The sequence below is a fragment of the Micromonospora sp. SD19 genome (genome assembly GCF_054462275.1).
Genome location: NZ_JBTLMN010000001.1, coordinates 390,244 through 415,258, shown reverse-complemented (window position 1 = coordinate 415,258; position 25,015 = coordinate 390,244). Strand labels below are relative to the sequence as shown.

The 25,015-nt window shown below is 71.2% G+C and carries 20 protein-coding genes and 1 pseudogene; 11 read left to right on the top strand and 10 right to left on the bottom strand.

From position 1 onward, the window contains the following. The first annotated feature begins 10 nt into the window (after window positions 1–10). The 5 genes and pseudogenes from ACX27O_RS01970 to ACX27O_RS01950 form a co-directional block, all read left to right on the top strand. The gene (locus tag ACX27O_RS01970) at window positions 11–214 is read left to right on the top strand and encodes a hypothetical protein (protein WP_030332273.1); all 204 of its coding nucleotides are present in this window, start codon (window positions 11–13) and stop codon (window positions 212–214) included. Between the two features lie 17 nt (window positions 215–231). Further along, window positions 232–663, top strand: a complete 432-nt coding sequence (locus ACX27O_RS01965; RefSeq protein ID WP_030332271.1) for a TadE/TadG family type IV pilus assembly protein — start codon at window positions 232–234, stop codon at window positions 661–663. Further along, window positions 660–1,127: a TadE/TadG family type IV pilus assembly protein gene (locus ACX27O_RS01960; protein ID WP_030332270.1), complete on the top strand. Its 468-nt coding sequence runs from the start codon at window positions 660–662 to the stop codon at window positions 1,125–1,127. Before ACX27O_RS01965 ends, ACX27O_RS01960 begins: the two co-directional genes overlap by 4 nt. Further along, complete coding sequence (locus ACX27O_RS01955; protein WP_210859475.1) at window positions 1,124–1,573, top strand: pilus assembly protein TadG-related protein; 450 nt, start codon at window positions 1,124–1,126, stop codon at window positions 1,571–1,573. The genes ACX27O_RS01960 and ACX27O_RS01955 overlap by 4 nt, the downstream gene beginning before the upstream one ends. A 14-nt stretch (window positions 1,574–1,587) precedes the next feature. Further along, a pseudogene (locus ACX27O_RS01950) lies at window positions 1,588–2,655 on the top strand (LysM peptidoglycan-binding domain-containing protein); the annotation flags it as partial. A 783-nt stretch (window positions 2,656–3,438) separates the two neighbouring features. Here the strand turns inward: ACX27O_RS01950 and ACX27O_RS01945 are convergent. Beyond that, window positions 3,439–4,293 carry a Rieske (2Fe-2S) protein gene (locus tag ACX27O_RS01945; RefSeq protein ID WP_030332264.1) on the bottom strand — a complete coding sequence of 285 codons (855 nt, stop codon included), beginning with the start codon at window positions 4,291–4,293 and terminating at the stop codon, window positions 3,439–3,441. Window positions 4,294–4,477: 184 nt separating this feature from the next. Between ACX27O_RS01945 and ACX27O_RS01940 the strand changes: the two genes are divergently transcribed. After that, a complete protein-coding gene (locus tag ACX27O_RS01940; protein WP_458938850.1) occupies window positions 4,478–5,278 on the top strand; it encodes a crotonase/enoyl-CoA hydratase family protein in 801 nt (266 codons plus the stop codon). 1 nt (window position 5,279) lies between these two features. Here the strand turns inward: ACX27O_RS01940 and ACX27O_RS01935 are convergent, their stop codons facing one another. The 7 genes from ACX27O_RS01935 to ACX27O_RS01905 all read right to left on the bottom strand — a co-directional run bounded on the left by ACX27O_RS01935 (window position 5,280) and on the right by ACX27O_RS01905 (window position 17,307). Beyond that, window positions 5,280–8,978, bottom strand: coding sequence for a discoidin domain-containing protein (locus ACX27O_RS01935; RefSeq protein WP_358129819.1), 3,699 nt, complete (start codon window positions 8,976–8,978; stop codon window positions 5,280–5,282). 134 nt (window positions 8,979–9,112) lie between these two features. Continuing rightward, on the bottom strand, window positions 9,113–10,777 hold the full coding sequence (locus ACX27O_RS01930) for a glycoside hydrolase family 13 protein (protein ID WP_036411527.1): 1,665 nt from the start codon (window positions 10,775–10,777) through the stop codon (window positions 9,113–9,115). 101 nt (window positions 10,778–10,878) lie between these two features. Next, window positions 10,879–11,766: a carbohydrate ABC transporter permease gene (locus ACX27O_RS01925; protein ID WP_210858185.1), complete on the bottom strand. Its 888-nt coding sequence runs from the start codon at window positions 11,764–11,766 to the stop codon at window positions 10,879–10,881. Window positions 11,767–11,777: 11 nt separating this feature from the next. Next, a complete protein-coding gene (locus ACX27O_RS01920; RefSeq protein WP_210865041.1) occupies window positions 11,778–12,734 on the bottom strand; it encodes a carbohydrate ABC transporter permease in 957 nt (318 codons plus the stop codon). Between the two features lie 86 nt (window positions 12,735–12,820). Beyond that, entirely contained in the window at window positions 12,821–14,200 is a 1,380-nt protein-coding gene (locus tag ACX27O_RS01915) for an ABC transporter substrate-binding protein (protein ID WP_210865042.1), read from the bottom strand. A 348-nt stretch (window positions 14,201–14,548) separates the two neighbouring features. Continuing rightward, the gene (locus ACX27O_RS01910) at window positions 14,549–15,553 is read right to left on the bottom strand and encodes a LacI family DNA-binding transcriptional regulator (RefSeq protein WP_030332250.1); all 1,005 of its coding nucleotides are present in this window, start codon (window positions 15,551–15,553) and stop codon (window positions 14,549–14,551) included. Between the two features lie 266 nt (window positions 15,554–15,819). After that, window positions 15,820–17,307 (bottom strand): dihydrolipoyl dehydrogenase family protein, encoded by a 1,488-nt coding sequence (locus tag ACX27O_RS01905; RefSeq protein ID WP_030332249.1) that lies wholly within the window; start codon window positions 17,305–17,307, stop codon window positions 15,820–15,822. An 80-nt stretch (window positions 17,308–17,387) separates the two neighbouring features. Here ACX27O_RS01905 and ACX27O_RS01900 point away from each other — a divergent pair, with 80 nt between their 5' ends. Further along, window positions 17,388–18,464 carry a serine hydrolase domain-containing protein gene (locus tag ACX27O_RS01900; protein WP_357637127.1) on the top strand — a complete coding sequence of 359 codons (1,077 nt, stop codon included), beginning with the start codon at window positions 17,388–17,390 and terminating at the stop codon, window positions 18,462–18,464. Window positions 18,465–18,472: 8 nt separating this feature from the next. Here ACX27O_RS01900 and ACX27O_RS01895 read toward each other — a convergent pair whose 3' ends face one another. Both ACX27O_RS01895 and ACX27O_RS01890 read right to left on the bottom strand, forming a co-directional pair. Next, the gene (locus ACX27O_RS01895; protein WP_210865046.1) at window positions 18,473–19,798 is read right to left on the bottom strand and encodes a cryptochrome/photolyase family protein; all 1,326 of its coding nucleotides are present in this window, start codon (window positions 19,796–19,798) and stop codon (window positions 18,473–18,475) included. Then, a complete protein-coding gene (locus tag ACX27O_RS01890; RefSeq protein WP_210858181.1) occupies window positions 19,795–20,718 on the bottom strand; it encodes a phytoene/squalene synthase family protein in 924 nt (307 codons plus the stop codon). The genes ACX27O_RS01895 and ACX27O_RS01890 overlap by 4 nt, the downstream gene beginning before the upstream one ends. Window positions 20,719–20,784: 66 nt before the next feature. Between ACX27O_RS01890 and ACX27O_RS01885 the strand changes: the two genes are divergently transcribed. Genes ACX27O_RS01885 through ACX27O_RS01870 form a run of 4 tightly spaced genes read left to right on the top strand, consistent with a single transcriptional unit; the run spans window position 20,785 to window position 24,988 of the window. After that, window positions 20,785–21,927 (top strand): polyprenyl synthetase family protein, encoded by a 1,143-nt coding sequence (locus tag ACX27O_RS01885; protein ID WP_030332241.1) that lies wholly within the window; start codon window positions 20,785–20,787, stop codon window positions 21,925–21,927. A 28-nt stretch (window positions 21,928–21,955) separates the two neighbouring features. Beyond that, complete coding sequence (crtI, locus tag ACX27O_RS01880; RefSeq protein ID WP_358135377.1) at window positions 21,956–23,437, top strand: phytoene desaturase family protein; 1,482 nt, start codon at window positions 21,956–21,958, stop codon at window positions 23,435–23,437. Beyond that, window positions 23,434–24,054: an isopentenyl-diphosphate Delta-isomerase gene (idi, locus tag ACX27O_RS01875; RefSeq protein ID WP_030332237.1), complete on the top strand. Its 621-nt coding sequence runs from the start codon at window positions 23,434–23,436 to the stop codon at window positions 24,052–24,054. Before crtI ends, idi begins: the two co-directional genes overlap by 4 nt. Beyond that, window positions 24,044–24,988, top strand: a complete 945-nt coding sequence (locus ACX27O_RS01870; RefSeq protein ID WP_458939099.1) for a MerR family transcriptional regulator — start codon at window positions 24,044–24,046, stop codon at window positions 24,986–24,988. The genes idi and ACX27O_RS01870 overlap by 11 nt, the downstream gene beginning before the upstream one ends. Window positions 24,989–25,015: the final 27 nt, after the last annotated feature.

Here is a 25,015-nt window from a genome sequence, read left to right as displayed (position 1 = left end):
GGAGAACGCGATGTCCATCCTCAGCTATCTGCACGTCGTGCTGACGACGCGCCTGGCCGAGTTGCGCCGCGACGGTGAGCGGGGCGACAGCCCGGTGCCCACCGCGGTGATCATCGCCGGCCTGGTCGCCGTCGCCATGGCTGTCACCGCGTTGGCGCTGACCAAGGCCAACGACTGGATGACCAAGATCCCGGGCTACTCGCCCCCGAAGTAGCCGGCGTGAGTCGAGCAATGTCGTCGAGGTGGAGCCGGGCGGTCACCGCCGCCCGGCACCCTCTCGCGGCCGACGACCGTGAGCGGGGGGCCAACCCGGTGGAGCTTGCCGTGATGATGCCGCTGATCCTGGTGCTGCTCTTCGCCTCGATCCAGGTCGCGGCCGTCTTCCTGGCCCGCTCCACCGCGTTGAACGCGGCGCAGAGTGGCGTCAACGCGCAGCGGACCTATGAGGCGCCCGACGGCGCCGGGGTGGAGAGCGCCTCCCGCTTCCTGCGAGCCGCCGGTGGCTGGCTGGTGGGCTGGGACAAGGCCGGCCCGACCTGCGTGACCAGCCCGACCGAGGTGACCTGCACGGTGAGCGGCCGCTCGCTGTCCGTGGTGCCCGGCGTGGACTTCGCGATACAGCAGACCGCCCACGGCACGGTGGAGAGGGTGACCCCGCCATGACCCGGGCCGCCGAGCGGGGCTCGGTCTCCATCGAGGTGGCGGTGCTGGCGCCCGCGTTCATCGCGCTGATGGTGCTGGCCGGCGTGGTCGGGCGCAGCGCGGTGGCGGCGGAGGCGCTCGACGCGGCCGCGCACGACGCCGCCCGGGCGGCCTCGATCTCCCGCAGTTCCGCCACCGCCAAGACGGCGGCGTTGGAGGCCGCCCGGAAACAGCTGGACTGGCACGGCCTGGCCTGCGCCAACGACCTGGAGCCGACGTTCACCGGCTCGATCGCCGGCAAGGACTCCGGGTTCGACGACGCCTTCAGCAGCTCGGTCGGTACGGACGCCACGGTGACGGTGACGATCAGCTGCCGGGTGTCCTTCCGGGACATCACCCTCGACATCCTGCCTGGGATGACGAGTGAACGGCTGATCACCGGGCAGTTCACCTCCCCGCTCGACCGTTACCGGAGTCGGCGATGACGGCCACCACGTCGGCCGCCGGGCCCGCGCGGGCCGGTGAGCACGGCCGGGTGAGCATCTTTCTCGCGGTGACGATGATCGGCGTACTGGCCATCATCGGTCTCTCCTTCGACGGCGCCGGTCAGCTCCGCACCCTGCAACGGGCCCAGAACCTGGCCGCCGAGGCGGCTCGGGCCGGCGGTCAGGCCATCGACCGGGCCACCGCCATCGAGGGCGGCCCAAAACGGATCGACCAGCCGCAGGCACGCGTGGCGGTCGCCGACTACCTGGCCGCCGCGAAGGCCGCCGGCCACACCGTGAGCTTTCCCGAGGTCGACGGGGAGATCCTGATCCGGGTGACCGTCTCCATCACCTACCACCGCTCGATGCTCGGACCGTTCGTCCAGGACAAGACGGTCACCGTCACCGGCGAGGCGACCGCACGTGCCATCACCGCAGCACCGTAGGAAGGAAGGCAGCCATGCCCGTATCGGGTGGGTCCGTGGTACGGCGGACCGGACGAATCCTCACCGGCATCGGCGCACTGGCCGTGCTCCTGGTGCTGCTGGTCGGCGCGCCGATCGCGTTGCTCGCCTTCGCCGGTAACCCCCTGCCCGATCACCTGCCCACCCTCGGGGAGGTGGGAACCGCGCTGACCAGCCGGGATGACGGCCAGCTCTTCCTGCGGGCGTTGGCCGTTGCGGGTTGGTTCGGCTGGGCCACGTTCGCCTTCTCCGTCCTCGTCGAGCTGGGCGCGCAGACCCTGCGCCGGCCGGCGCCGAAGCTGCCCGGAATGGGCCGCCAGCAGAAGGCCGCCGCCGCGCTGGTCGGCTCGGTGGCGCTGATCCTGGTGGCGAGCCCGGCCGCCGCCAGCGCCGCGGCGGTCTATGGAGCTCCGGCGTACGCGAATCCGGGCGCACCGGCCGTCACCACGCTGGCCGCGCCGACCCGCGCCGCGACGACACCGGACACTGCCGCGCCGGTGGCCCAGGGCGGGCTGCTCGGCCTGGCCGGGGCAGGGCTCGCCGCACCCGGCGGCCCGGCGGCGACCGACGAGGCCGCACCGGTGTACCGGGTGGCGCGGGGCGACTACCTCGGGGAGGTGGCCGAGCGGTACCTGGACGAGTTCGGCGACTACCGGCAGCTCGCCAAGCTGAACAAGCTCGACGACCCGGACCGGATCCGCCCCGGCCAACTACTCCGACTGCCCACCGAGGCCACCGACCAGGGGGCCCGGCAGCACGCCACCGGCCGGCTCGTCGACCGGCCCACGGCGCCGAAGCCGCCCGCGCCCCGGCCAGCACCCGAGCAGGCCGCACCCCCGCGGGTGACCCCGGCACCACCCAGCGGTACGCAGTCGACGGGCCAGCCGCCCGCGATGACGGTCGGCGCGGCCCGGGCCGGTGACGTCGATCGGGTGAACCGCCCGCTGGCGGTCTCCGCCGTACTGGCCGTGGCGAGCATCGTCGGCGCCCAGATCGGCGCTGTCCTGGGACTGCGCCGCCGCCCGGCCACCGCAGCCGGCGCTCCCCGGCTGGCCGCTCCCTCCCGCAGACCCCGAGGCGGGGCGGGCCGGAGCAGCAGCGGCGGGGCGGGCCGGAGCACCGGCGGGGCGGGCCGGAGCGGCGATGGGGCAGGGCTGAGCACCGGCGGGGCGGGCCGGCTGACCAGTGGTGGGGCGGCCGGCAGCGGGGCCGCGTGGGCTGCCAGCCGGGCAGCGGCCATCGAGGGCCCCTCGACACCGACCGGTGGCGCGGCACCGGGCGGGAACGATCTCGCACTTCGCGGCACCGGGATGACGCCTAATGGCAGCGGCGTCGCACCCGCCGGCAGCGGAATGGCACCCGCCGGCGGCGGAATGGCTACCGATGGCGCTGGCGAGTGGAGTGGCGACGACGGCTGGGCCGGCGCCGGTGCCGAAGGCGGGCTGTTCAACGGTGAGCACGGGTTGGATTCCGTACCGGACGGACCGCCGGTCGGCCGCCACCGACGCAGCTGAGGCGATCGACCCGCGCGACGCTGTCGCACGGCTGGCCCTGTTCAGGCTCCGCGTCTGGTGCGGGGGTGTGCCGCCTGGCCACGGCGACCGGCCAGCACGGTGGCGACGGTCTGGTCATCCGGCCGCAGCGGGAGCGCCCCGAGGCAATTCCTCGGGAAGCGAGATGCCTGTGAGTCATAAAGATGACCCACAGGCATCGGCGTCGAGCGTGTCATTGCCTCCGGGGTCGCCACGGAGTGTTATCAGGTGCGCCGACGTGTCGCGGGCCGGCCCGCTCGATGGGGTCCGTGCACGAGCATCGCCGCCGACCAGAGCGGCGGTCGCGGCCGGTGGTCAGGGCAGGCGGGTCTGGAGCACGCCGTTCTGGATCCGGGTGGGCAGGACCTGCTGGTCGTTGCCGGACGGCCCCTGCACTACCTCGCCGCCGTTGAGCCGGAACGCGCTGCCGTGCCACGGGCAGACCACACAGGCGTGACCGTCGATCTCCTGCACTTCGCCCTCGCCGAGCGGCCCGCTCTGGTGCGGGCAGCGCTCCAACATCACCGTCACCTCGTCACCGTGCCGGTAGAGGATCACCGAGATGTTGTCGTCCACCTCTCGTGTGATCAGGGTGCGTTGCGGCAACGTCGCCATGTCGGCCAACGAGTGCCAACCGTCGGTCATCCGGTGCAGCTCGGAGATGCTCTGGTTGACCTGCGCCCCCTGCTTGTACGCGAGGTGACCCCCGATGTACGCCCCCAGGCTCACGGTGGAGAGCCCGAGGAAGCCGAGCGCGCGGCCCATCCCGTGGCGGCCGGACATCCGAGCGGCCAGCGAGCCGGCGTAGATCGCCATGCCGACGGTGTTGGCGGCGGCGTGCACCAGGCCGACCCGACGCTGGTCCCGGGCGAGCGCCGCCCAGTCGTTCAGACCGGCGACGGCCGCTGGCAGCGCGCTGACCGTGCCCAGACCGACCAGCACGGCGGCCGGCCGGCGCTGCCCGGGCATGAGGTCCAGCACCGCGGCGCTGATCCACGCACCGACCGGCACCTGCACCATCGCCGGGTGCAGCGGGTGCCCGAGGGTCACCCCGTGCAGCAGATCGCGCAGCCGGCGCGGACGCAGCGTCCCCAGGACGACCTTCTGCAACCGGTCACCCGCGCCATCCAGCCGGGAGTCCTGCTCAACTTTCGTCAATAGTGCTCGCACGAGTACCGACTTCCCGGCGATCGTCGTCGCAAACCGGTCGGCGGCGACAAACCTGCCGCACCCCCATGCCGCCGATCGCGCAGGCCCTGCGCCGAGGGTCCGGGGCACAAACCGCATAACGCCACCCGGAAGTGCAAGATCGACGGGGATTGTGGGGGTGCGGCGGGCCGGGCATGCTGGCGGGATGGGTGTGCGGGTGGAGCGGCGTGGACCGGTCAGCACAGTGGTGCTGGATCGGCCGGCGACGCGGAACGCCGTCGACGGTCCCACCGCGCGGTCGCTGGCGGACGCGTTCCGGGCCTTCGAGGCCGACCCGGACTCGGCGGTGGCGGTGCTCTGGGGTGCCGGGGGCACGTTCTGCTCCGGTGCCGACCTCACGGCGATCGGCACGCCGAGCGGCAACCGGGTGGAGCCGGAGGGGGACGGCCCGATGGGTCCGACCCGGATGACGCTCAGCAAACCGGTGATCGCGGCGATCTCCGGGTACGCGGTGGCCGGCGGCATGGAGTTGGCGCTCTGGTGTGACCTGCGGGTCGCCGAGTCCGATGCGACCCTCGGGGTGTTCTGCCGCCGCTGGGGAGTGCCGTTGATCGATGGCGGCACCGTCCGGCTGCCCCGGTTGATCGGCGAGAGCCGGGCGATGGACCTGATCCTCACCGGCCGCCCGGTGCCGGCCGACGAGGCGTACACGATGGGGTTGGTCAACCGGGTGGTGCCACCCGGCCAGGCGCGGGCGGCGGCCGAGGAGTTGGCGGCGTCGATCGCCCGGCACCCGCAGACCTGCCTGCGCAACGACCGGGCCGCGGTGCTGGCCGGCGCGGGGCGGCCGGAGCCGGAGGCGCTGGCGACCGAGTTGGCGTACGGGATGGACTCGCTGGCGGCGGACGCGCTGGCCGGTGCGGCCCGGTTTGCCGCCGGCGCGGGCCGGCACGGCACGACGCCGCCGGAAGAGGGGACCCTCCCGACGGCGTCGACCACGCGCTAGCTCAGTTGCGGTTGATGGTGAAGGTTGTCGTGGTGTTGCGGATGTCCTGGTAGTTGTTGGTCAGCCGCAGGTTGGTGAAGGTGACCGAGCCGACCGCCGGGCCCTGACCGGGTTCCGGCATCTCGTTGGCCCAGATCGCGAAGCCGGACTTCGCGTCGTACGCGTCACCGCTCTTGCGGACGCCGCTGATCGAGACGTTGGTGAAGACCGTGTCGGTGATCGGGTTCTCCGGCTGCGACCCGTTGTACTTGGTCTGGAACATGATCCCGGTGTACGTCGGGTCGACGATGTCCACGTCGGACACCCGGATGCCGCGGAACTCCTTGGATGCGGAGAAGACCCAGATCGCGGGGAACGTCTGGGAGCCCCAGAAGTGTCCGCCGGCTCTGACGATCGAGATGTTCTGGAACTGGGTGGGCGGGCTGGCCCCGAACCCGATGAACGGGTAGCCGAAGTCCAGCGAGCTGATGGTGATCCCGGAGTACGTCAACATGTCCGCGATGTAGAGGTTGCGGAAGATGTTGTTGTAGCCGCCGTAGACCGCCAACCCGGCCGCCCGCCACGTCAGCGTGGCCGTCAGGTTCTCGAACACGTTGCCGTTGTTGCCGACCGAGGCACCCTGGTCGGTCGCCGAGAAGAGAGCGAACGCGTCATCGCCGTTCGACCGCCCCTCGGTGTTGGTGATCAGGTTGTTGGTGCTCCCGTTGGTCAGGTTCACCCCGTCGGCGAAGGTGTTGCGGAAGCGGCTGTTCTTGATGGTGAGCCCGCTGACGCTCACCCCCCAGTACGCGCAGACGGTGTGCTCGACCCAGACACTGTCCAGGGTCATGTTGTCGACGTCCTTCAGCTCACCCCACACCTTGCCCGGCCCGTCGATCCGGTTGGTGTAGTTGCCGAAGAAGGCCAGGTGCGAGAAGGACGACCCGCTGGCCGAGGACTCCACCCGGAAGCCCGCGTCGGTGTTCTGCTGGCCGGTCGGCGTCTGGAAGCGGGTGTACCACATGCCCGCGCCCGTCACGGTGATCGGCTTGCCGTACACCTGGAACTTCTGGGCGGTCTCGTAGGTGCCGGCCGGCAGGTAGACGCCGACCAGGTTGCCGGTGGTGTCCATCCGGACCGCGTCCAGCGCGTTCTGCACGTCCTGGTGGCTGAAGCCGGACGGCACCCGGTAACGGGCCGGGTCCGGGTTGGCCCGGGGTGCGACCAGCTCCAGGTTGACGAAGTCGATCGCGTACGTGGTGGTGTTGGCCGGGTCCTTCTGCAGACGGATCCTGCTGCCGGCCGGGATGGTCGAGTTCAGCATCACGTTCGCCTCGTCGTACAGGTGGCGAGGCGGGCCGGCACTCGGCGAGTCACTCGGGCTGGCCTCCGCGCCGTACAACCAGATGTGCTTGGAGGTCAGGTTGATCGGCTTGTGGAGGGTGCCGTTGACGTAGATGTTCAGCGTCGAGTCGATCCCCCCGCCGCCCGGTGCGTCGGGAATCGAGAAGCGGGTGACCAGGGTGTTGGTCGCCGCCCGGGTGGTCCACTCGACGTACGCGCCGGTGCTGTTCAGGGTGACCGCCCGACGCCCGGACGCCTCGCCGCCGAGGTTGCCGATGTCCCGGTTCGGGCCGACCTGCCCGGCGCCGCCGCCGGTGGTGCCGTCCTCGGCCTCGTACATGTCGTAGCCGAGGTTCGCACCGCGCCCCACGAAGAGCGGGCGGTCGGTGGTGTTGTTGGTCTGCTTGACCGGCAGTTCGTTGCCGTCCACGGCGAGCACCACCCGGACGGTGTACTTGCCGTTCGCGGCGGTCCAGGTGCCCAGGTTGACCGGTCCGACCGTCGCACCGGCGTTGATCACGCCGGAGTAGGAGCCGGTCAGGGTCCGGACGGCGGTGCCGGACTCGTTGAGCACGGTGAGCGTGATGCCGTGCGCGCCCGACGCGGACGCCTGGTTGCCGGCGTTGCGGATCGACACGGAGAAGGTGACGGTGCTGCCCGGCGGCGGGTTGCCCGGCGACCAGTCGACGGCCGAGGCGACCAGGTCGGAGCTGGCCACCGCACCGACCACCAGCGGGCTGGGGTTGGAGTAGCTGTTGTTGGTGTCGTCGGACTCGACGACGGTGTTCGACTCGTCGACCTTCGCGCTCAGCGGGTAGCTGCCCGAGTCGCGGGTGCCGATGCTGGCGCTGACAGTCGTCGACGCGCCGGCCGCGAGGCTGCCGACCGACGCGGTGCCGACCCGGGTGGCGCCCAGGTAGAAGTTGACGTTCGTCGCCCCGGAGGCCGCCGAACCGGCGTTGCGCACCGTCGCGGAGAGCGTGATGGTGCTGGTCTCCACGGGGGCGGACGGGCTGAACGACATGCCGGTGACGGTCAGGTCCGGGTTCGGCGCGGGGGTGCCGAAGACCTGGAACTCGGCCACCTGCCCGGCCGGTGCGCCGGTGTTCGAGGCGATCGAGAGCCGTACGTCGGCGGCCGCGCCGGAGACCGGGATGGTCACCGTGTTGCCGCTGCCCGGGTTGAAGGTGTAGTTCGCCGCCCCGACCAGTGTGGTGAAGGACGACGAGGCCTGGTCCCGGCCGAGCACCGTGATGTTCTGGGTACGCGTGCCCCACGCCGAGTCCGGGTTGAGCTTCAGCACGATCTGGCTGAGGCTGGCGTTCGCGCCGAGCTGCACGGTCAGCGTGCTCGGGTTGCCGTTGCCCTCCCAGTAGGTGGCCACGTTGTTGTCGTTGGCGTTGGTGGCCACGAACGTGTGCACGAACCCGGAGGCGGTGATCGGCTTACCGACCGCCAGGTTGCTCCCGGTCGGTGGGGTGCCGGTGCCGGTCCGGGTCACGGTGTTGCTGTTCGCCGACTGGTTGCCGGCCGCGTCCTTGGCCCGCACGTAGTACGAGACGGTGGCGCTGTCCGCCTGGTTGTCGGTGTACGTCACTGTCGAGCCGTTGACGCTGCCGCGCAGCGCGCCGTTGGCGTAGATGTCGTAGCCCGTCACAGCGACGTTGTCGGTCGACGCCGACCAGGTGAGCCGGATCTGCCCGCTGGCCGGCTGGGTGTACGCCAGGTTGCCCGGGACGCTCGGGGCCTGGGTGTCGGTGCTGCCGGTGGCGCCGTACACCTCCACCTCGGAGAACTGCGCGGCCGGCCAGCCGGTATTGCCGGTGACCTGCACGCGTACGTAGCGGGTGCTGGCGGCGGTGAAGCTGACGGTGGCGGTGTTGCCGCTGCTCGGATTGAACGTGTAGCCGGCGGACGCCTTCAGGGTGGTGAAGGACGAGCCGTTGGTCGAGCCCAGCACCGACAGGGTCTGCGTGCGGGTCTGCCAGTCCGACGAGGGCGGCAGCTTCAGCACCACCCGATCCACGGTGACGGTGGCGCCCAGGTCCGCCTGGATCCACTGCGGGAACGCGTTGTTGGCGCTTTCCCAGTAGGTCGAGGCGTTGCCGTCGTTGGCGTTGACCGCGACGTAGTTCTGGTTGTAGCTGCTGGCGGTCATGGTCGCGGAAAGGCCGGCGAGCATGGCCACGCGAGCGGCTGCGGCGGAGGGGTCGGCCTTCGGTGCCGCGCCGGCCGTGGGGGTGACGACCGGCGCGGTGACGAGAAGCATTCCGGCGAGCGCACCGGCGAGCAGCCGTCGACCGGTGCGGGTGGTGGCGGGGACGGGGTGGGGCGGGCCGCTCGGCGGCGTGCCTCGTGTGGTGCCAGTTCTGGACATGGGTCGCTACACCTCTTTCGGGGGTGGGTGTCGGTGCGTTGCCCGTCGACGGGTGCGGGGGTACGCCCGTCGTTCCTCCTTCCTGGGGTGAGGTGGTGCCGGCGGCAGGGACGGGGCCGCCGGCACCGAGGCGGTCAGGTCTGGTCGGCTCCCTTCGCCGCGCGCGGCCCGTCCGCCACGTCGGGGGTACGCAGCCAGACCGCTGTGTCGCAGGGCAGCAGCCCTTCGTCGAGCGGCCCGCTGGCCAGCAGCAACTCCGCTTCGGCGGGCAACGGCACGGCCGTGTCGGAGAGGTTGACCAGGCAGGTGAAGCCACCGCCGCGGCTGAACGCGAGCACCCCGTCCGGGGCCGGCAGCCAGGTGAGCGTGCCGTCACCGAGCGCCGGTTCGGCCCGCCGCGCCTGGATCGCCGCCCGGTACAGCTCCAGCATCGAGGCCGAGTCGCCGGTCTGCGCGCGGGCCGTGCGGTCCTTCCAGTCCGCCGGCTGTGGCAGCCACGGCGCGGCGGCACCCTCGGGGCTGAACTCGAACGGCGGCTCGTCCCCGGCCCAGGGCAGCGGCACGCGGCAGCCGTCCCGACCGGGGTCGATCCGGCCGGACCGTTCCCACATCGGGTCCTGGCGCAGCGCGTACGGGATGTCCTCGACCTCGTAGAGGCCCAACTCCTCGCCCTGGTAGACGTAGGCGGCACCGGGCAGCGACAGGGAGAGCAGCGCCGCGGCCCGGGCCCGGCGGGTGCCCAGCTCCAGGTCGGTGGGGATGCCCTCGCGTTTGGCGGCGAAGCTGAACCGGGTGTCCGCCCGGCCGTAGCGGGTGACGTGCCGGGTGACGTCGTGGTTCGAGAGCACCCAGGTGGCCGGCGCGCCGACCGGCGCGTGCGCGCTCAGCGTCCCGTCGATGCTCTCCCGCAGCGCCGCGGCGTCCCACGCGCAGCCGAGAAAGTCGAAGTTGAACGCGGCGTGCAGCTCGTCCGGGCGCAGGTAGTTGGCGAACCGCTGCCGGTCCGGCAGCCACACCTCACCGATCAGCGCCCGGTCGGGGTACTCGTCGGCGACCCGACGCCAGCCCCGGTAGATGTCGTGCACCCCGTCGAGGTCGTGGAACGGGTGCGGCTGGTCCGGTCGGACCTCGGGCAGCGTCCCGTCCTTGACCAGGAGCCCGGCCGAGTCGATCCGGATGCCGTCCACGCCCCTGTCGAACCAGAACCGCAGGATGTCCTCGAACTCCTCCCGCACCCGGGGGTGGTCCCAGTTGAAGTCCGGTTGCTGCGGGGCGAACAGGTGCAGGTACCAGTCGCCGGGGGTGCCGTCCGGGTTGGTGGTGCGGGTCCAGGTCTCGCCGCCGAACTCGCCGACCCAGTCGGTGGGTCGTTCGTCGCCGTTGGGTCCCCGGCCGGGCCGGAACCAGAACAGGTCCCGTTCGGGTGCCCCCGGCCCGCCGGCGAGCGCGGCCTGGAACCACGGGTGCGCGTCCGAGCAGTGGTTCGGCACCACGTCGACGATGGTCCGGATGCCCAGCTCGTGCGCCTCCGCGATCAGCGCCTCCGCCTCGGCCAGGGTGCCGAAGACCGGGTCGATGTCGCGGTAGTCGGAGACGTCGTAGCCGGCGTCGGCCATCGGGGACGGGTACCAGGGACTGAACCAGATCGCGTCGACGCCAAGCGCGGACAGGTGGTTGAGCCGGGACCGGATGCCGGCGATGTCGCCGATGCCGTCGCCGTTGCCGTCGGCGAAGCTCCGGGGATACACCTGGTAGATCACCGCTCCCCGCCACCACGGACTTCTGTCAGCTGTGGACACGAGCACCTGCTTTCTGCGTCAGTACGTCGGCGTGTTCGCCGGACCTGGTCATGTGTCGGGCGAACGGTCGTCGTTCGCCGCGCGGAGGGATCCGGTGATGGCTATCCCTTGATGCTGCCCGTGGTCAGACCGGACATGATGTTGCGTTGGAAGATCAGGAAGATGATGACCGTGGGGATCGCGGCGATGACCGACGCGGCGATCACCACGTTCATCGGCGTACCGCCGGCGAAGGCGTAGATGCCGACGCTGACCGTCCGGGTCTCGGGCGAGGGCATGACCAGCTTCGGCCAGAGGAAGTCCTTCCAGACCGCCGTCACCGCGAAGATCGACACTACGCCGAGGATGGGACGCGACAGCGGCAGGATGATCGACCACAGGGTGCGCAGCGACGTCGCCCCGTCCATCAGGGCGGCCGCCATCAACTCCTCCGGGATCGAGTCGAAGAACCGCTTCAGCAGGAAGATGTTGAACGCGTTGGCGACCAGTGGCAGCCAGATGGCGAACGGTGAGTCGAGCAGGTTGATGTGCACGATCGGCAGGTCGATCACCGTCACGTACTGCGGGACGATGAGGACCATCGCCGGGATCATCAGCGTCCCCAGCATCAGGGCGAGGATCACGTTGCCGAAGATCGGCCGGAGCTTGGACAACGAGTACGCGGCGGCGGTGTCGAGGACGAGCTGGAACAGCACCGCGCCGATCGCGTAGTAGAAGGTGTTGAAGAGCAGCTTGGCGAGGTCCAGGTTGTTCCACGCGTCGATGTAGTTCTGCGGCTGCGGGTCCTTCGGGAACAGCGAGGGCGGAGTCTGGGCGATCTCCTGGCCGGACTTGAGCGCGCCGGTGACCATCCAGTAGAGCGGCCCGAGGAAGACGAGCGTGAACCCCGCCACGACGACGACCAGCAGCGTCCAGTAGATGATCCGGCCACGCCCCCGGCTGATCTGGGTCTGGGAGATGAGGGTCCGGGTTGCGGAGTCCTGTGCCATTCCTCGCCGTCCTAGTCCTGTTTCGCAGTCAGCCGCACGTACACGGCGGAGAAGCCGGCCAGCACCACGAGCATGATCACGCCCAGGGCGGCGGCGCCGTTGAGGTCGTTCTGGAAGAACCCGTGCTGGTAGATGAGGTACGCCACCGAGGTAGCCGAGTCCTCCGCGCCCGCGCCGTTGGCGAGGATCAGGGGCTCGATGAAGAGCTGCATCGTGGCGACGATCTGCAACATCGCCAGGAGCGCGAGGATCAACCGGGTCTGCGGGATGGTCACGTGACGGATCCGCCGCCAGATTCCGGCGCCGTCGAGTTCGGCGGCCTCGTAGAGCTCGCCGGGAATGTTCTGCAGCGACGCCAGGTAGATGAGCACCGCGCCGCCCATGTTCATCCAGGTCGACGCGACCACCATCGCCGGCATCGTCATCTCGGGCGACTGCATCCACTGCGAGGTGGGCAGGTGCAACGCCTTGAGGATCGCGTTGAAGAGCCCCGCCTCGCTGGGGTCGTACGCGTAGAACTTGAAGAGGAACAGCGCGGAGGCCGGCGGCAGCATCACCGGCAGGTACACCAGGATCCGCAGGTAGCCCTTGCCGTGGCGGAACTCGTTGAGCAGGATCGCCACGAAGAACGGCACCGCGTACCCGAGGACGAGCGCCAGCCCGGTGAAGTAGAACGTGTTCTTCCACGCGGGCCAGAAGCTCGGGTCGGCGATGAGACGGGTGTAGTTGTCCCAGCCCACCCAGGTGGTCTCGCCGCGCCGGGTCCGCTGGAAGCTCATGACGATGCCGCGGACCATCGGGTACCAGGAGAAGACGACGAAGCAGAGCACCGCACCGATCAGGAACGCGTGCCCGGTGAGGTTGTCCCGTACCTTGCGGCCGAGGCCCGTGCGCTGCGGCCTCGCCGAGTACGGCGACGGCGGGCGGCCCGGTTTCCTGGGGGTCTCCGGGACGGCGGTGATCGCCAAGGCAACTCCTGGGTGAGTCGGTGACGTCGAGGCGTGGTGCGAGTGGCGTGGGGGTCGGGTCGGCGTCCCGACCCCCACACGAGCGGTCAGCTCTCGGCGGCGAGGAGCTGGTTGACCTTCTCCTCGGCGGTCTTGAGCAGGGCGTCGATGTTCGAGTTCGGGTTGGTCAGCACACCCGACATCGCGGCGTCGAGCACCGCATAGATGGCCTGGGCGTTGCGCGGCTCACCCTTGATCGGGACCGGGGTCGCCTCGAAGAGCGCGAAGTTCGCCGTGTCGACGTTCGCGTTCGCCTTGCGCAGCTCCAGCTCCTGCTTCTGCGCGTCGCTGCCGTTGGCGAAGAGCAGCGGCTGGGGCAGACCCACCGGGTAGTTCTGCGGCTTGGCCCGGACGTAGTCGAACTGGCCCTTGCCCGGGGTGAGCTTCTGGTACGCGATCCACTTCAGACCGGCCTTGACCTGCTCGGGAGTGAGGTCCTTCTTGAAGAAGTAACCCTCGCCACCACCGAGGGTCCCCTTCGCCGCACCGTCCTGGCCGGGCAGCGGAGCCATCGCCCAGTCCTGGAACTTGCCCTGGAACTGGCTGACGATCGCCTGGGTGGCGTCCGGCGCGCCGATGAACATGCCGACCTTGCCAGCGCCGGCGTTCGTCAGCAGGTCGCCCCACTGGAGCAGCTGACGGGCGCCCATGCTGTTGTCGCCGTACCGCATGTCCTTGAGGTTCTGCAGGACCTGCTTGCCCATCGGGTTGTTGAAGTCGGCCTTCTTGCCGTCCTCGCTGAGCACCCGGCCGCCCTGCGAGTAGAGCAGGGAGGTGAAGTGCCAGCCGCCGGTGTTGCCGGCGCTGTACTCGGAGTAGCCGGCGATGCCGTTGCCGAGCGCGGAGATCTTCTTGGCGGCGGCCCGGACGTCGGCCCAGGTCTTCGGGGGGTTGTTCACGTCGAGCCCGGCCTGCTGGAACAGGACCTTGTTGTAGACCAGGCCCATCGAGTAGTTCTTCACCGGAACGGCGTAGAGCTTGCCGTCGTCGGTGAAGACCTCCTTGAGCGCCGGGTCGACGCTGTCCCAGGTCGGAATCGCGTCCTTGTTGACGTGCTGGCTGATGTCCATCGCCTGACCGGAGTCGAGCACCTGCTGGAGGTCGGTCATGTACCCGTAGAACACGTCGGTCACGGTGCCGCCGGCCAGACGGGCGGTGAAGTCCGGCGGGTTGTTGCACTGCTCGCCAACGCTGACGCTCTTGATGACGATGTCCGGGTTCTGCTTCTGGAACTCGGCGACGTCGTCGTTCCAGTTCTTCAGCAGCTCTTTCTGGGCACCGACCGGCTGGCAGTCCACCGTGATGGTGACCTTGCCGCCGGCGGTCGCGCCCTTGTCGTCACTCTTCGTGGAGCACGCCGTGAGGCTGAGCCCCAGGCCGGCCACGAGCGCGACCGCCGCAGCCTTTCGGTATTGCGGTACGGACATCTGTCCATCCCTTCGGGAACGGGTGTCTCCAATGACCTTCGCTGATCTGCGGTGATACGACCTGACGCCCAGTAGCTGCGTCGGAGCCAGGTGTGAGTGGAGTCACTGTAGCGAGACCGACTCATTCCAGCAAGGTTTCGATCGTGTTCTGAAAGGACACGACTTACTAACGACAGATGCCGACGGAACACTGGAACTGCCCTGACTTGGTGGCTTTTGGACAGTTATTGACGGGCGGCGGTTCGGACCCGGCCGACGCGGTTCCGGCAACGACGAAAGGCCGCCGACCGCGCGAGGCGGTCGACGGCCGAAGCGTCGTTTCAGCGGGGGCGGATCACCCCGGGTCGGTCAGCGACGAGGAGCGGGAGCGGTGGAGCCGCGTACCACCAGCTCGGGCTCGAACAGCAGCTCGTCCTGCAACACGCCGGCACCCTCGATCTGGGTGACCAGCAGATCCACGGCGGCCTGCCCCATCGTCTCGATCGGCTGCCGCACCGTGGTCAACGGCGGGTCGGTGCACGTCATGAACGCGGAGTCGTCGAAGCCCACCACCGACACGTCGGCCGGCACCGAACGGCCCAGCCGCCGGGCCGCGCGGATCGTGCCCAACGCCAGGACGTCGCTGGCGCAGATGATGCCGGTCACGCCCCGCTCGACCAACTTCGTCGCGGCGACCCGCGCCCCCTCCATCGAGAAGCTGGAGCGCTCGACGCACTCAGCGTCGCCCTCGCCCCAACCCGCAGCCTGGATCATCGCGTCCAGCTTGCGCCGGGACGGCACATGCCCTTCCGGGCCGAGCACCATGCCGATCCGCTCGTGCCCGAGCGAGCGCAGGTGCCCGTACGCCTGCTCCACCGCCACCGCGTCGTCGGTGGAGACCCGGGGGAACCCCAGCTCGTCGACACCTGCGTTGACCAGCACGACCGGAAGCCCTCGGTCGGTCAGCCGGCGGTAGTGGTCGTGCCGGGCGTCGGCGAGCGCGTACGAACCACCAGCGAAGATCACCCCGGAGACCTGGTGGTCGAGGAGCATCTCCACGTAGTCCATTTCGGAGACGCCGCCGATGGTGCGGGCACAGAGCGCCGGGGTGTAGCCGCGCTGGGCGAGCGTGCCGGTGACGACCTCCGCCAGCGCCGGGAAGATCGGGTTCTGCAACTCCGGCAGCACCAACCCGACCAGCCGGGCGCGTTCGCCACGCAACTTGGTCGGCCGCTCGTAACCGAGCACGTCCAGCGCCGTCAGCACGGCCGTCCGGGTCGCCTCGGAGACGCCGTCCCGGCCGTTGAGCACCCGGCTGACGGTGGCCTCGCTGACGCCCGCCTTCTTGGCAACTTCTGTCAACCGCTTGGTCACGGCCGCAATCGTACGTCACCTGCATGAAAGAAATGAACAGCAAACTGCGCCGCGCTTGCTGGCCGGCTGCTCGCGCGTGCGGCGCATGCCTCCGACGCCCCGGCGGCCGATCGGGTACGGGTCGCCACGTCGACGGCCGGCAAGGTCACGCTCGATCCAGGATGTACTGGCAACGGAACGCCGGGATGCCCACGACATCCTGGATGTTGCGCGATCTTGCGGGGTGCGGGGCAGGGGCGCGGAGCGGCGCACACCCGGGCAGGGGGTCAGGACAGATCGCGCAGGGCGGACTCGATGGCCCGGTGGAAGGTCGGGTACGCGTAGATCATGTGCCGGAGCTGACTCAGCGGCACCGCCGCGTGCACCGCCACCACCAGTGCGGACAGCACCTCACCGCCGGCCGGGCCGACCGAGGTGCCACCGATCAGCACGCCCTGGTCGGCGTCCGCGATGAGCTTGATGAAACCGTCGTCGCCGACCCGATGGATCCAACCTCGGGTCGAGCTGCCGAGTTTGGTGAAGCCCACCTGCACGTTGATGCCGCGCTCACGTGCCTGCTGCTCGGTGAGCCCGACCGCACCGATCTCGGGGTCGGTGAACGTCACCCGGGGCAGCGCGCGGTAGTCGGCTCGCGGGACGGTGCCGGCAGATCCGCTCGAACCGCTGGCGGCCAGTGCGCTGGACGCGCCCATCGCTCCGCCGACCACGCTGGAGGTGCCGCTGGCGTCCGCCCCGGCCTTCGCCTTCCGAGCGTGGGCCAGGACGTCCGCGATCACGATCCCCGCCTGGTACATGGCGATGTGGGTGAAGGCGCCCTCGCCGGTCAGGTCGCCGACCGCCCAGACATGCTCGGTGACGTGCAGACGGTCGTCGACCGGCAGGAACCGCTGGCTGGCGTCCAGCCCGACCGTGTCCAGACCCAGCTCGGCCAGGTGGGCCTTGCGCCCGGTCACCACCAGCAGCCGGTCGGCGGTGAACTCCGCGCCGCCCTCACCCCGCAGTGTGAACCGGGTCCCGTCGTGCTCGACCCGTTCGGCGCGTACCCCGGTGTGGATCTCCACGCCGTCGGCGCGCAGCGCCGCGGCGGCGACCTCGGACGCCTCGGGCTCCTCGATGGCCAGCACCCGGTCGAGCGCCTCGACCACTGTGACCCGGACCCCGAAGCGGGCGAAGACCTGCGCCAACTCCAGACCGATGGCGCCGCCGCCGAGCACGAGCAGCGACTCCGGCAGCTCCTCGACCTCGATCGCCTGGTGGTTGGTCCAGTACGGCGTGTCGGCCAGGCCGTCGATCGGCGGCACCGACGGACGGGTACCGGTGCCCAGCACCACCCCGTACCGGGCCTCGAACACCTGGTCACCGACGCGGACCCGGCGCGGACCGTCGAGCCGCCCGCTGCCCCGCACGAGCCGGCCGCCCTTGCCGATGAACCGCTCGGCCGCGACCGTGTCGTCCCAGGTGTCGGTGGCTTCCTCGCGGATCCGCTTCGCCACCGGCGCCCAGTCCGGCTGGACCTGCGCCGTCCCGGCGAGCCCGTCGACCCGGCGGGCCTCGGCGAGCGCGTTGGCCGCCCTGATCATCATCTTGCTCGGGATGCAGCCCCAGTACGGGCACTCCCCGCCGACGAGATCCCGTTCGACGCCGACGACGCTCAGGCCGGCCTCGGCGAGCCGTTCGGCCACCTCCTCGCCGCCGACTCCGAGCCCGACCACGACCACATCAACCAGCTCCGGCTCCGCCACACCAAACAGCATCCCCCGGCGACACCACCCCGGCCACCGAGGTCGGCGGAAAAGCCGGCACGCGCACCGGCCCGGACGCCTACCGTGACCGGATGCACACACGCTTCGCTCCGGTCCGGGACCACTTCCACGACCTGCTCGCCTCCGGACGGGAGACCGGGGCCGCCCTGACCATCTGGTACGACGGGCAGCCGGTCGTGGACCTGGTCGGCGGCTCGCGCGGCGGCCACCGGCCGGGCGCCGCGCCGTGGCTGCCGGACACGCTGGTCAACGTCTACTCGGTCGGCAAGCCGGTGGCCGCGCTCTGCCTGCTGCTGCTCGTCGACCGGGGAACTGTCGACCTCGACTCACCGATGGACCGGTACTGGCCGGAGTTCCGTACTCCCGCCACAGTGCGGCAGGTGTTGTCGCACACCGCCGGGCTGCCGGCCTTCCCGGTGCCCCGACCGGCCACCGCGATCGCCGACTGGGCGCTGCTCACCGGTGACCTGGCCGCCGCCGATCCCGAATGGTCGCCGGGCTCGGTCGCCGGGGAACACGCCTGGACGTACGGGCATCTGGTGGGCGAGCTGGTCCGCCGGGTCGACGGACGGTCGGTGGGCCGGTTCCTGGCCGAGGAGATCGCGGACCCCTGGCAGCTCGACCTCGGCTTCGGGCTGGCCGAGGCGGACCAGCTGCGCTGCGCTGACCTGCGGTACGGCGACCCGCAGTGGCCCGCTCGGAAGCTCGGCGAACCGCTGTCACTGCGGGCGCGGGCGCTGGGCAACCCGGCCGGCGGGCTGGACCTCGCCGTGCTGAACAGCCCGCTGTGGCGGGGCGCCGAGATGCCCGCGGTCAACCTGCACGCCACCGCGCCCAGCCTGGCCCGGCTCTACGCCGGGCTGTTGGCCGGCGGTGTCCTGGACGGTGTCCGGCTGGTCAGCCCGGCGCTGATCGCGGAGACCACCCGGGTCCAGTACGACGGGCCGGACCTGGTGCTGGACCGCCCGGTCCAGTGGACGTTGGGCATGCAACGCGAGCCGGACGGCAGCTGGGGCATGGGCGGCATCGGCGGCAGCAGCGCGTGGGCCGACCCGGAGCGCGGCTACACCTTCGCGTACGCCACCGCGCACCTCGCCGAACACGACCGGGTGGACGAGCTGGTCGAGGCGTTGCACTCGGTGCTCTGACGTGGTGGTCAGCGCAGCCAGACCGGGTCGGTGCCGGGCACCGACAACGGTGGCGGGTAGTCCACCGCCCGCCGGAGCTGGTCGGGCAGCTTCCACGGCTGGTGCACCGCCTTGCCCTGCACCCCCGCCAGCTCCGGCACCCACCGACGCACGTAGTCGCCGGCCGGGTCGTACCGTTCGGCCTGCCGGACCGGGTTGAACCCCCGGTAGGGCTTCGTGTCGTTGCCGGTACCGGCCACCCACTGCCAGTTGCCGGAGTTGTTCGCCACGTCCCCGTCGAGCAGCCAGCGGAAGAACACCGCCACCCCGGAGCGCCAGTCCTGACCGAGGTGTTTGGTGAGGTAGCCGGCCGTGATCAGCCGGGCCCGGTTGTGCATCCAGCCCTGCGTCCGCAGCTGCCGCATCCCGGCGTCGACGATCGGCATCCCGGTCCGGCCCTCGGTCCAGGCCGCCAACGCGTCGTCGTCGTAACGCCACCGCTCGGTGGCTCCCCGCCGGTACGCCGTGGTCGAGATCTCCGGGAAAGCGGCGGTGACCTGGTAGTAGAAGTCCCGCCAGCAGAGCTGCCGGACGAACGGGCCGGACCGGTCCCCGGCACGGTTCGCCACCGCCAGCGGCGACACGCAACCGAAGCGCAGGTACGGGCTCAGCCGCGAGGTGTCGTCGCCGGCCATGTCGTCGTGCTGATCGCCGTACCGGGTCAGCTCGGGCAGCCAGTCGGTGAGCCGTTGCCGGGCCACCCGCTCGCCACCGACGGTCGCTTCCGGCGAGTCGCCGGCGGGCGGCGCCGGCAGCTGGCCCACCCGGACCCGGGCGGGCAGCGCGATCCGGCGCGGTGCCGCCAGCTCCTCGCGCCACCGGTGGGCCGCCCAGGCCCGGTGGTACGGGCTGAACACCCGGTAGTGGTCACCGCCGCCACCGGGCCGCAACGCACCCGGCTCGACCACTGTCAGCCCGGGAAACAGTCGCAGATGCAGCCGGTGCCGCTCGCACTCGGCGCGTAGTCGCCGCTCCCGCCGGCTGGCGTAGTGGCTGACGTCGGCCGAGAGCGCCACGGCGGTGGCGTCGACCTCGGCGGCCAGCCGGATCGTCTCGGTCACCGGGTCACCGTGCCGGACCACCAGGTCGCCACCGAGGTCGCGGAGTTGGGCGCGCAGGTCGGCCAGTGCCTGGTGCAGGAAGCGGGTGCGGTTGGCGGACCGGCCGGCCAGCACCGGGTCGAGCACGTACAGCGGCACCACCTGGTCGAAGGCCGCGCAGGTACTGGCCAACGCCGGGTGGTCGTGCACCCGCAGGTCGCGGGTGAGGAGCACGATCGCCGTACTCCCGGTCACCGGCTCTGCGGGTGGATCGCCGGCCCGGGAATGACGACCGGGGTCCCGGTCGGGGTGAGCAGGGCCCGCGCGGCCACCGCCATCCGTCGCCGCTGTGGCACCAGGGCCCGCCGAACGAAGACGTCGTAATCCTGCGCGGCCACCTCGTCGAGGATGCCGCCGTAGAGCGCGTACGCGGTGCGCATGCAGGCCTGCGAGGCGGGCGCGAGCATGGTGATGCCCGGTGCGGCGGCGGCGTAGTGCGCCTGGGCGCGGGTCACCTCGTACTCGATCAACTCGCGGATCCGGGGCGTACCGCGGCCCCGGTCGCGGGCCGCCACCAACTCCTCGCGGGTGACACCGAACTTCGCCAGGTCCTCGTCCGGCAGGTAGGTGCGGCCCCGGTCGAGGTCCTCGGCGACGTCCCGGATGAAGTTGGTGAGCTGGAAGGCGAAGCCGAGCTGTCGGGCCGGCTCCCGAGCCGCCACCGGGTCGGAGCTGCCCAGGATCGGCAGCATCATGGTGCCGATGACCGCCGCCGAGCCCTCCATGTAGTCGAGCAGGTGGTCGTAGGTCGGGTACGCGGTGACGGTGAGGTCCATCGCCATGCTCTTCAGGAACGACGCAAAGTCGTCCCGGTCGAGGTCGAAGACGGCGATCGTGTGCAGCACGGCCGGCAACAGGGGGTCGTCGACCGACGCACCGTGCAGACCGGCCACGAACTGGCCGGCCCAGTTGTCCAGCAGGGCGGCCCGCTCGGCCGGCGGCAGTGCCTCGGTGCGGTCGACGATCTCGTCCGCGTACCTGGTGAACCCGTAGAGGGCGTGCACATGCCGTCGTTTCCAAGCGGGAAGCAGGCGGGTGGCGAGATAGTAGGTGCGGCCGTGGCGTTTGTGCAGCTCACGACACCGGTCATAGGCAGCGGTGAGATCGGTTTCCACCGGCCCTCCTCTAGTTTATCGACGCACCAATCGACGCAACCCGTAGCCTAGGGTACGCTCGGCCACATGGCCAACGACGCAGTTGCGGGTGACGTGACCCGCGTGGCGCCGGCTGGGCCGGCGGACGGGGACGATCCGGTCCGCGCCGTTCTGGCCGCGTACACCCACGATCTGGTAACGGCGGTCGACGAGACCCTGGACTCTTTCCTCACCGCCGAGGTTGACACCCTCCACGACATCGACCCATCGATGGGAAGCTTCGCCGCCACCGCCCGGGAGGCCGTCCTGGCCGGCGGCAAACGGATCCGGTCCACGTTCGCCTACTGGGGTTGGCGCGGGGCGGTCGGCGGCACCGCAGCGCTGCCGCCGGTGCTGCCCGCGCTGGCCGCGCTGGAGCTGCTGCACACCTTCGCGCTGGTCCACGACGACGTGATGGACGCGTCCACCACCCGCCGTGGCCGGCCCACCGCACACGTCGCGCTCGCCGAACAGCACCTCGCCGCCGGCCACCGGGGCGACCCCGGCCGGTTCGGCGAGGCCGTCGCCGTGCTCGTCGGCGACCTCTGCATGGTCTGGGCCGACCAGTTGCTGGCCCACGCCTCGGTGCCGTCGAACCGACTCTTCGAGGTGCGCCGCTGCTACGACCAGATGCGGGTGGAGACGGTCGCCGGGCAGTACCTCGACGTGCTCGGCGAAAACGCCCCGGCCAGCTGGTCGGTCGACCGGGCGCTGCGGGTGGCCCGCTACAAGACCGCCAGCTACACCGTCCAGCGACCACTGCTCTTCGGAGCCGCACTGGCCGGGGTGCCCGCCGACGAGCCGCTGGTCTCCGCCTACACCCGCTACGGCCTGGCTGTCGGCGAGGCGTTCCAGCTCCGCGACGACCTGCTCGGCGTCTACGGCGACCCGGCGGCCACCGGCAAGCCGACCGGTGACGACCTCCGCACCGGCAAACCGACAGCGCTGCTCATGCTGGCCCGGGAGCTGGCCACCCCGGCCCAGCTCACCGCGTTGGAGCGGGCCGCCGACGGACCGGTCGACAAGCTCGCCGGGCTGGTCGCCGAGACCGGCGCGGTGACCCGGGTGGAGCAGATGATCGCCGAACGGGTGAGCGACGCGCTGGCCGCGCTCGACGCCGCACCCGTGGACCAGACGGCGCGCACCGCGCTGACCGGGCTGGCCACCGCCGCAACCAACCGGCGGGCCTGATGAGCGACTTGAGCAAGGAGGTGGTCACGTGCGGACGGTGAGCGGACGGACGGACCGGGTGGTGGTCGTCGGAGCCGGGCTGGGTGGGCTCGCCTGTGCCCTGCACCTGGCCGGCAGCGGTCGACAGGTGACGGTGCTGGAACGCGAGCCGGTGCCCGGTGGGCGGGCCGGCCGGCTGGGCGTGGACGGCTACGAGTTCGACACCGGGCCGACAGTGCTCACCATGCCCGACCTGATCGCCGAGGCGCTCGGCGCGGTCGGCGAGGAGTTGCGCGACTGGCTGGACCTGACCCCGATCGATCCCGCCTACCGGGCGTACTACCCGGACGGCTCGACCCTCGACGTGCTCACCGACACCACCCGGATGGCGGCCGAGATCTCCCGGGTCTGCGGACCTCGGGAGGCCGACGGCTACCTGCGGTTCGTCGAGTACGCGCGGGAGCTGTGGCGGCTGGAACGCACCGACTTCATCGAGCGCAACCTGGACGCGCCGACCGATCTGATCACCGGCAACCTGCTCAAGCTGCTCGGCGGCGGGGCCTTCCGACGCCTCCAGACGAAGATCAACCAGTTCTTCCGGGACCCACGTACCCAGCGGATCTTCTCCTTCCAGGCGATGTACGCCGGCCTCGCGCCGCACGACGCGCTGGCCATCTACGCGGTCATCGCGTACCTCGACTCGGTGGCCGGGGTCTACTTCCCGCGCGGCGGCATCCACGCGGTCTCCCGGGCGATGGCCGGCGCGGCCGAGAAGCACGGCGTGCAGATCCGGTACGACACCACGGTGACCCGGGTGGAGACCGCGAACGGTCGGGCCACCGGCGTGCTCACCGCCGACGGCGAGCTGGTGCCGGCGGACGTGGTGGTGCTCAACCCCGACCTGCCGGTCGCCTACCGGGACCTGCTCCCCGCCGCGCCGCGCCGTCGGCTCACCTACTCGCCGTCCTGCGTCGTTCTGCACGTCGGCTCCCGACAGTCCTATGCGAAGATCGCCCATCACAACATCCACTTCGGACGCGCGTGGAAGGGCACCTTCGATGAGGTCATCCGGCGGGGCGAGTTGATGACCGATCCGTCGCTGCTGGTGACCAACCCGAGCCGGACCGACCCCGCGGTGGCCCCGGCGGACCGGCACACCTACTACGTGCTCGCCCCGGTGCCCAACCTGCACCGGTCGCCGTTCGAGTGGCGCGGCGACCTGACCAAGCGCTACACCGAGCAGCTAATCGGCACCCTGGAGGAGCGCGGCTACGTCGGCTTCGGCGCCGGGGTCGAGGTGCTACGGGCGGTCACCCCGGCCGAGTGGGAGGAGCAGGGAATGGCAGCGGGCACCCCGTTCGCCGCCGCGCACACCCTCTTCCAGACCGGCCCGTTCCGCCCGTCCAACCTGCACCGCGACCTGTCGAACGTGGTGTTCGTCGGCTCCGGAACCCAGCCCGGCGTGGGCGTACCGATGGTGCTCATCTCCGGCAAGCTCGCCGCCGGCCGAATCACCGGGGAAGGTCGATGAGCAGCCGCGAAAAACATCTCGTCGAACTCGTCGACGAGACCGGCAAGGCCCACGGCGAGACAACCGTCGCCGCCGCGCACCAACCCCCGGGGCAACTGCACCGGGCCTTCTCGGTGTTACTGATGGACCCGGACGGCCAGGTGCTGCTCCAGCGTCGGGCCGCCGCCAAGACCCGGTTCCCGCTGCGCTGGGCCAACTCCTGCTGCGGCCACCCGCAGCCCGGGGAGTCGCTCGCCGAGGCGGCCAACCGCCGGCTGAGTGAGGAGTTGGGCGCGGGCCCGGTCGAGCTGACCGAGGTCGGCATCTACGTCTACTACGCCGAGGACCCGGCCACCGGTCGGGTCGAGTTCGAGTACGACCACGTGCTGCGAGGCGAGTTCCTGCCCGGCGCTCCGCTGCTGCCCGACCCGGACGAGGTGGCCGAGCTGCGGTGGGCCGACCCCACCGCGCTGGAGGCCGAGTTGTCCCTCGACCCCCGGTCGTACGCGCCCTGGCTGGGCGGGGTGGTGAACCGGCTGCTCCGCCCCTCGGGGTCCCGGTCGGGCGCAACCGGTCCGGTCATGACCCCGCCCGGATCGTCGGCGGATGACACGGCGGAGCGGTCGGGTGGTCGATGAGGCGCTGAGCGCGGGCGCTGTCGCACGCCGGCTGGGGGTCGCGGTGACGACCCTCCGCACCTGGCACCAGCGCTACGGGCTCGGTCCCAGCGAACACATCCCCGGTCACCACCGCCGGTACACCCCTTCCGACCTGGTCCGCCTCGAGATCATGCGGCGACTCACCGCCGAGGGGGTGAGCCCCGCCGAGGCGGCCCGCTGGGCCCGCCAGGCTCCGGATCCAACGGCCAACGGCACCGTCACCCCCACCGGGATCCACCCGACCGGCCGTGACGGCGGCGGCACCATCCCGGTCGGCCGTGCCGGCCCGGCGGCCCGCGGACTGGCCCGGGCGGCGATGCGCCTGGACGCGGCGGCGATCAGTGAGACGATCGCGCACGCCCTGGCCGCCGACGGCGTCGTCGCCACCTGGGACAGCCTGTTGCGCCCGGTCCTCGCCGGCATCGGCGAACGGCACGCCGCCACCTCCGGCCTGATCGAGGTGGAACACCTCATGTCCCGCTGCGTCTCGGAAGCGCTCGCGGCGGCCAGCCGGGCCAAGGTCCCCACCGGGCCGGCCCGGATCCTGCTCTCCTGTGCCGACGAGGAACAGCACACCCTGCCGCTGGAGGCGCTGGCCGCAGCACTCGCGGAGGCCGGTGTCAGCTACCGGATGCTCGGCGCCCGGGTGCCGGTGGCCGCGCTCGTCGAGGCGGTCAACCGGACCGGACCGGCCGCCGTGGTGCTCTGGTCACACACTCGGGCCACCGCCGACCCGGCCCAACTCAGCGCGCTCCTGGCCGCACCCCGACGCCCGTTGCTGGTGCTCGCCGCCGGCCCCGGCTGGCGCGCCGACACCCTGCCCGCCGGGGTGGTGCGGCCGGTGGACCTGGCCGAGGCGGTCTCACTCTCCGCTGCCGTGCGCGACGCCCTGCACCAGTCGAGGCGTGACTGATCGCACTGTCGCCGGCTGGCGGCGTGA

Bases quoted from the DNA above. Each gene is read 5' to 3' on its own strand.
- ACX27O_RS01955 (WP_210859475.1), top strand. From the start codon at position 1,124: ATGACGGCCACCACGTCGGCCGCCGGGCCCGCGCGGGCCGGTGAGCAC.
- ACX27O_RS01905 (WP_030332249.1), bottom strand. From the start codon at position 17,307: ATGCTGTTTGGTGTGGCGGAGCCGGAGCTGGTTGATGTGGTCGTGGTC.
- ACX27O_RS01960 (WP_030332270.1), top strand. From the start codon at position 660: ATGACCCGGGCCGCCGAGCGGGGCTCGGTCTCCATCGAGGTGGCGGTG.
- ACX27O_RS01940 (WP_458938850.1), top strand. From the start codon at position 4,478: ATGGGTGTGCGGGTGGAGCGGCGTGGACCGGTCAGCACAGTGGTGCTG.
- ACX27O_RS01935 (WP_358129819.1), bottom strand. From the start codon at position 8,978: ATGTCCAGAACTGGCACCACACGAGGCACGCCGCCGAGCGGCCCGCCC.
- idi (WP_030332237.1), top strand. From the start codon at position 23,434: ATGAGCAGCCGCGAAAAACATCTCGTCGAACTCGTCGACGAGACCGGC.
- ACX27O_RS01925 (WP_210858185.1), bottom strand. From the start codon at position 11,766: ATGGCACAGGACTCCGCAACCCGGACCCTCATCTCCCAGACCCAGATC.
- ACX27O_RS01965 (WP_030332271.1), top strand. From the start codon at position 232: ATGTCGTCGAGGTGGAGCCGGGCGGTCACCGCCGCCCGGCACCCTCTC.
- ACX27O_RS01915 (WP_210865042.1), bottom strand. From the start codon at position 14,200: ATGTCCGTACCGCAATACCGAAAGGCTGCGGCGGTCGCGCTCGTGGCC.
- ACX27O_RS01970 (WP_030332273.1), top strand. From the start codon at position 11: ATGTCCATCCTCAGCTATCTGCACGTCGTGCTGACGACGCGCCTGGCC.
- ACX27O_RS01885 (WP_030332241.1), top strand. From the start codon at position 20,785: ATGGCCAACGACGCAGTTGCGGGTGACGTGACCCGCGTGGCGCCGGCT.
- ACX27O_RS01900 (WP_357637127.1), top strand. From the start codon at position 17,388: ATGCACACACGCTTCGCTCCGGTCCGGGACCACTTCCACGACCTGCTC.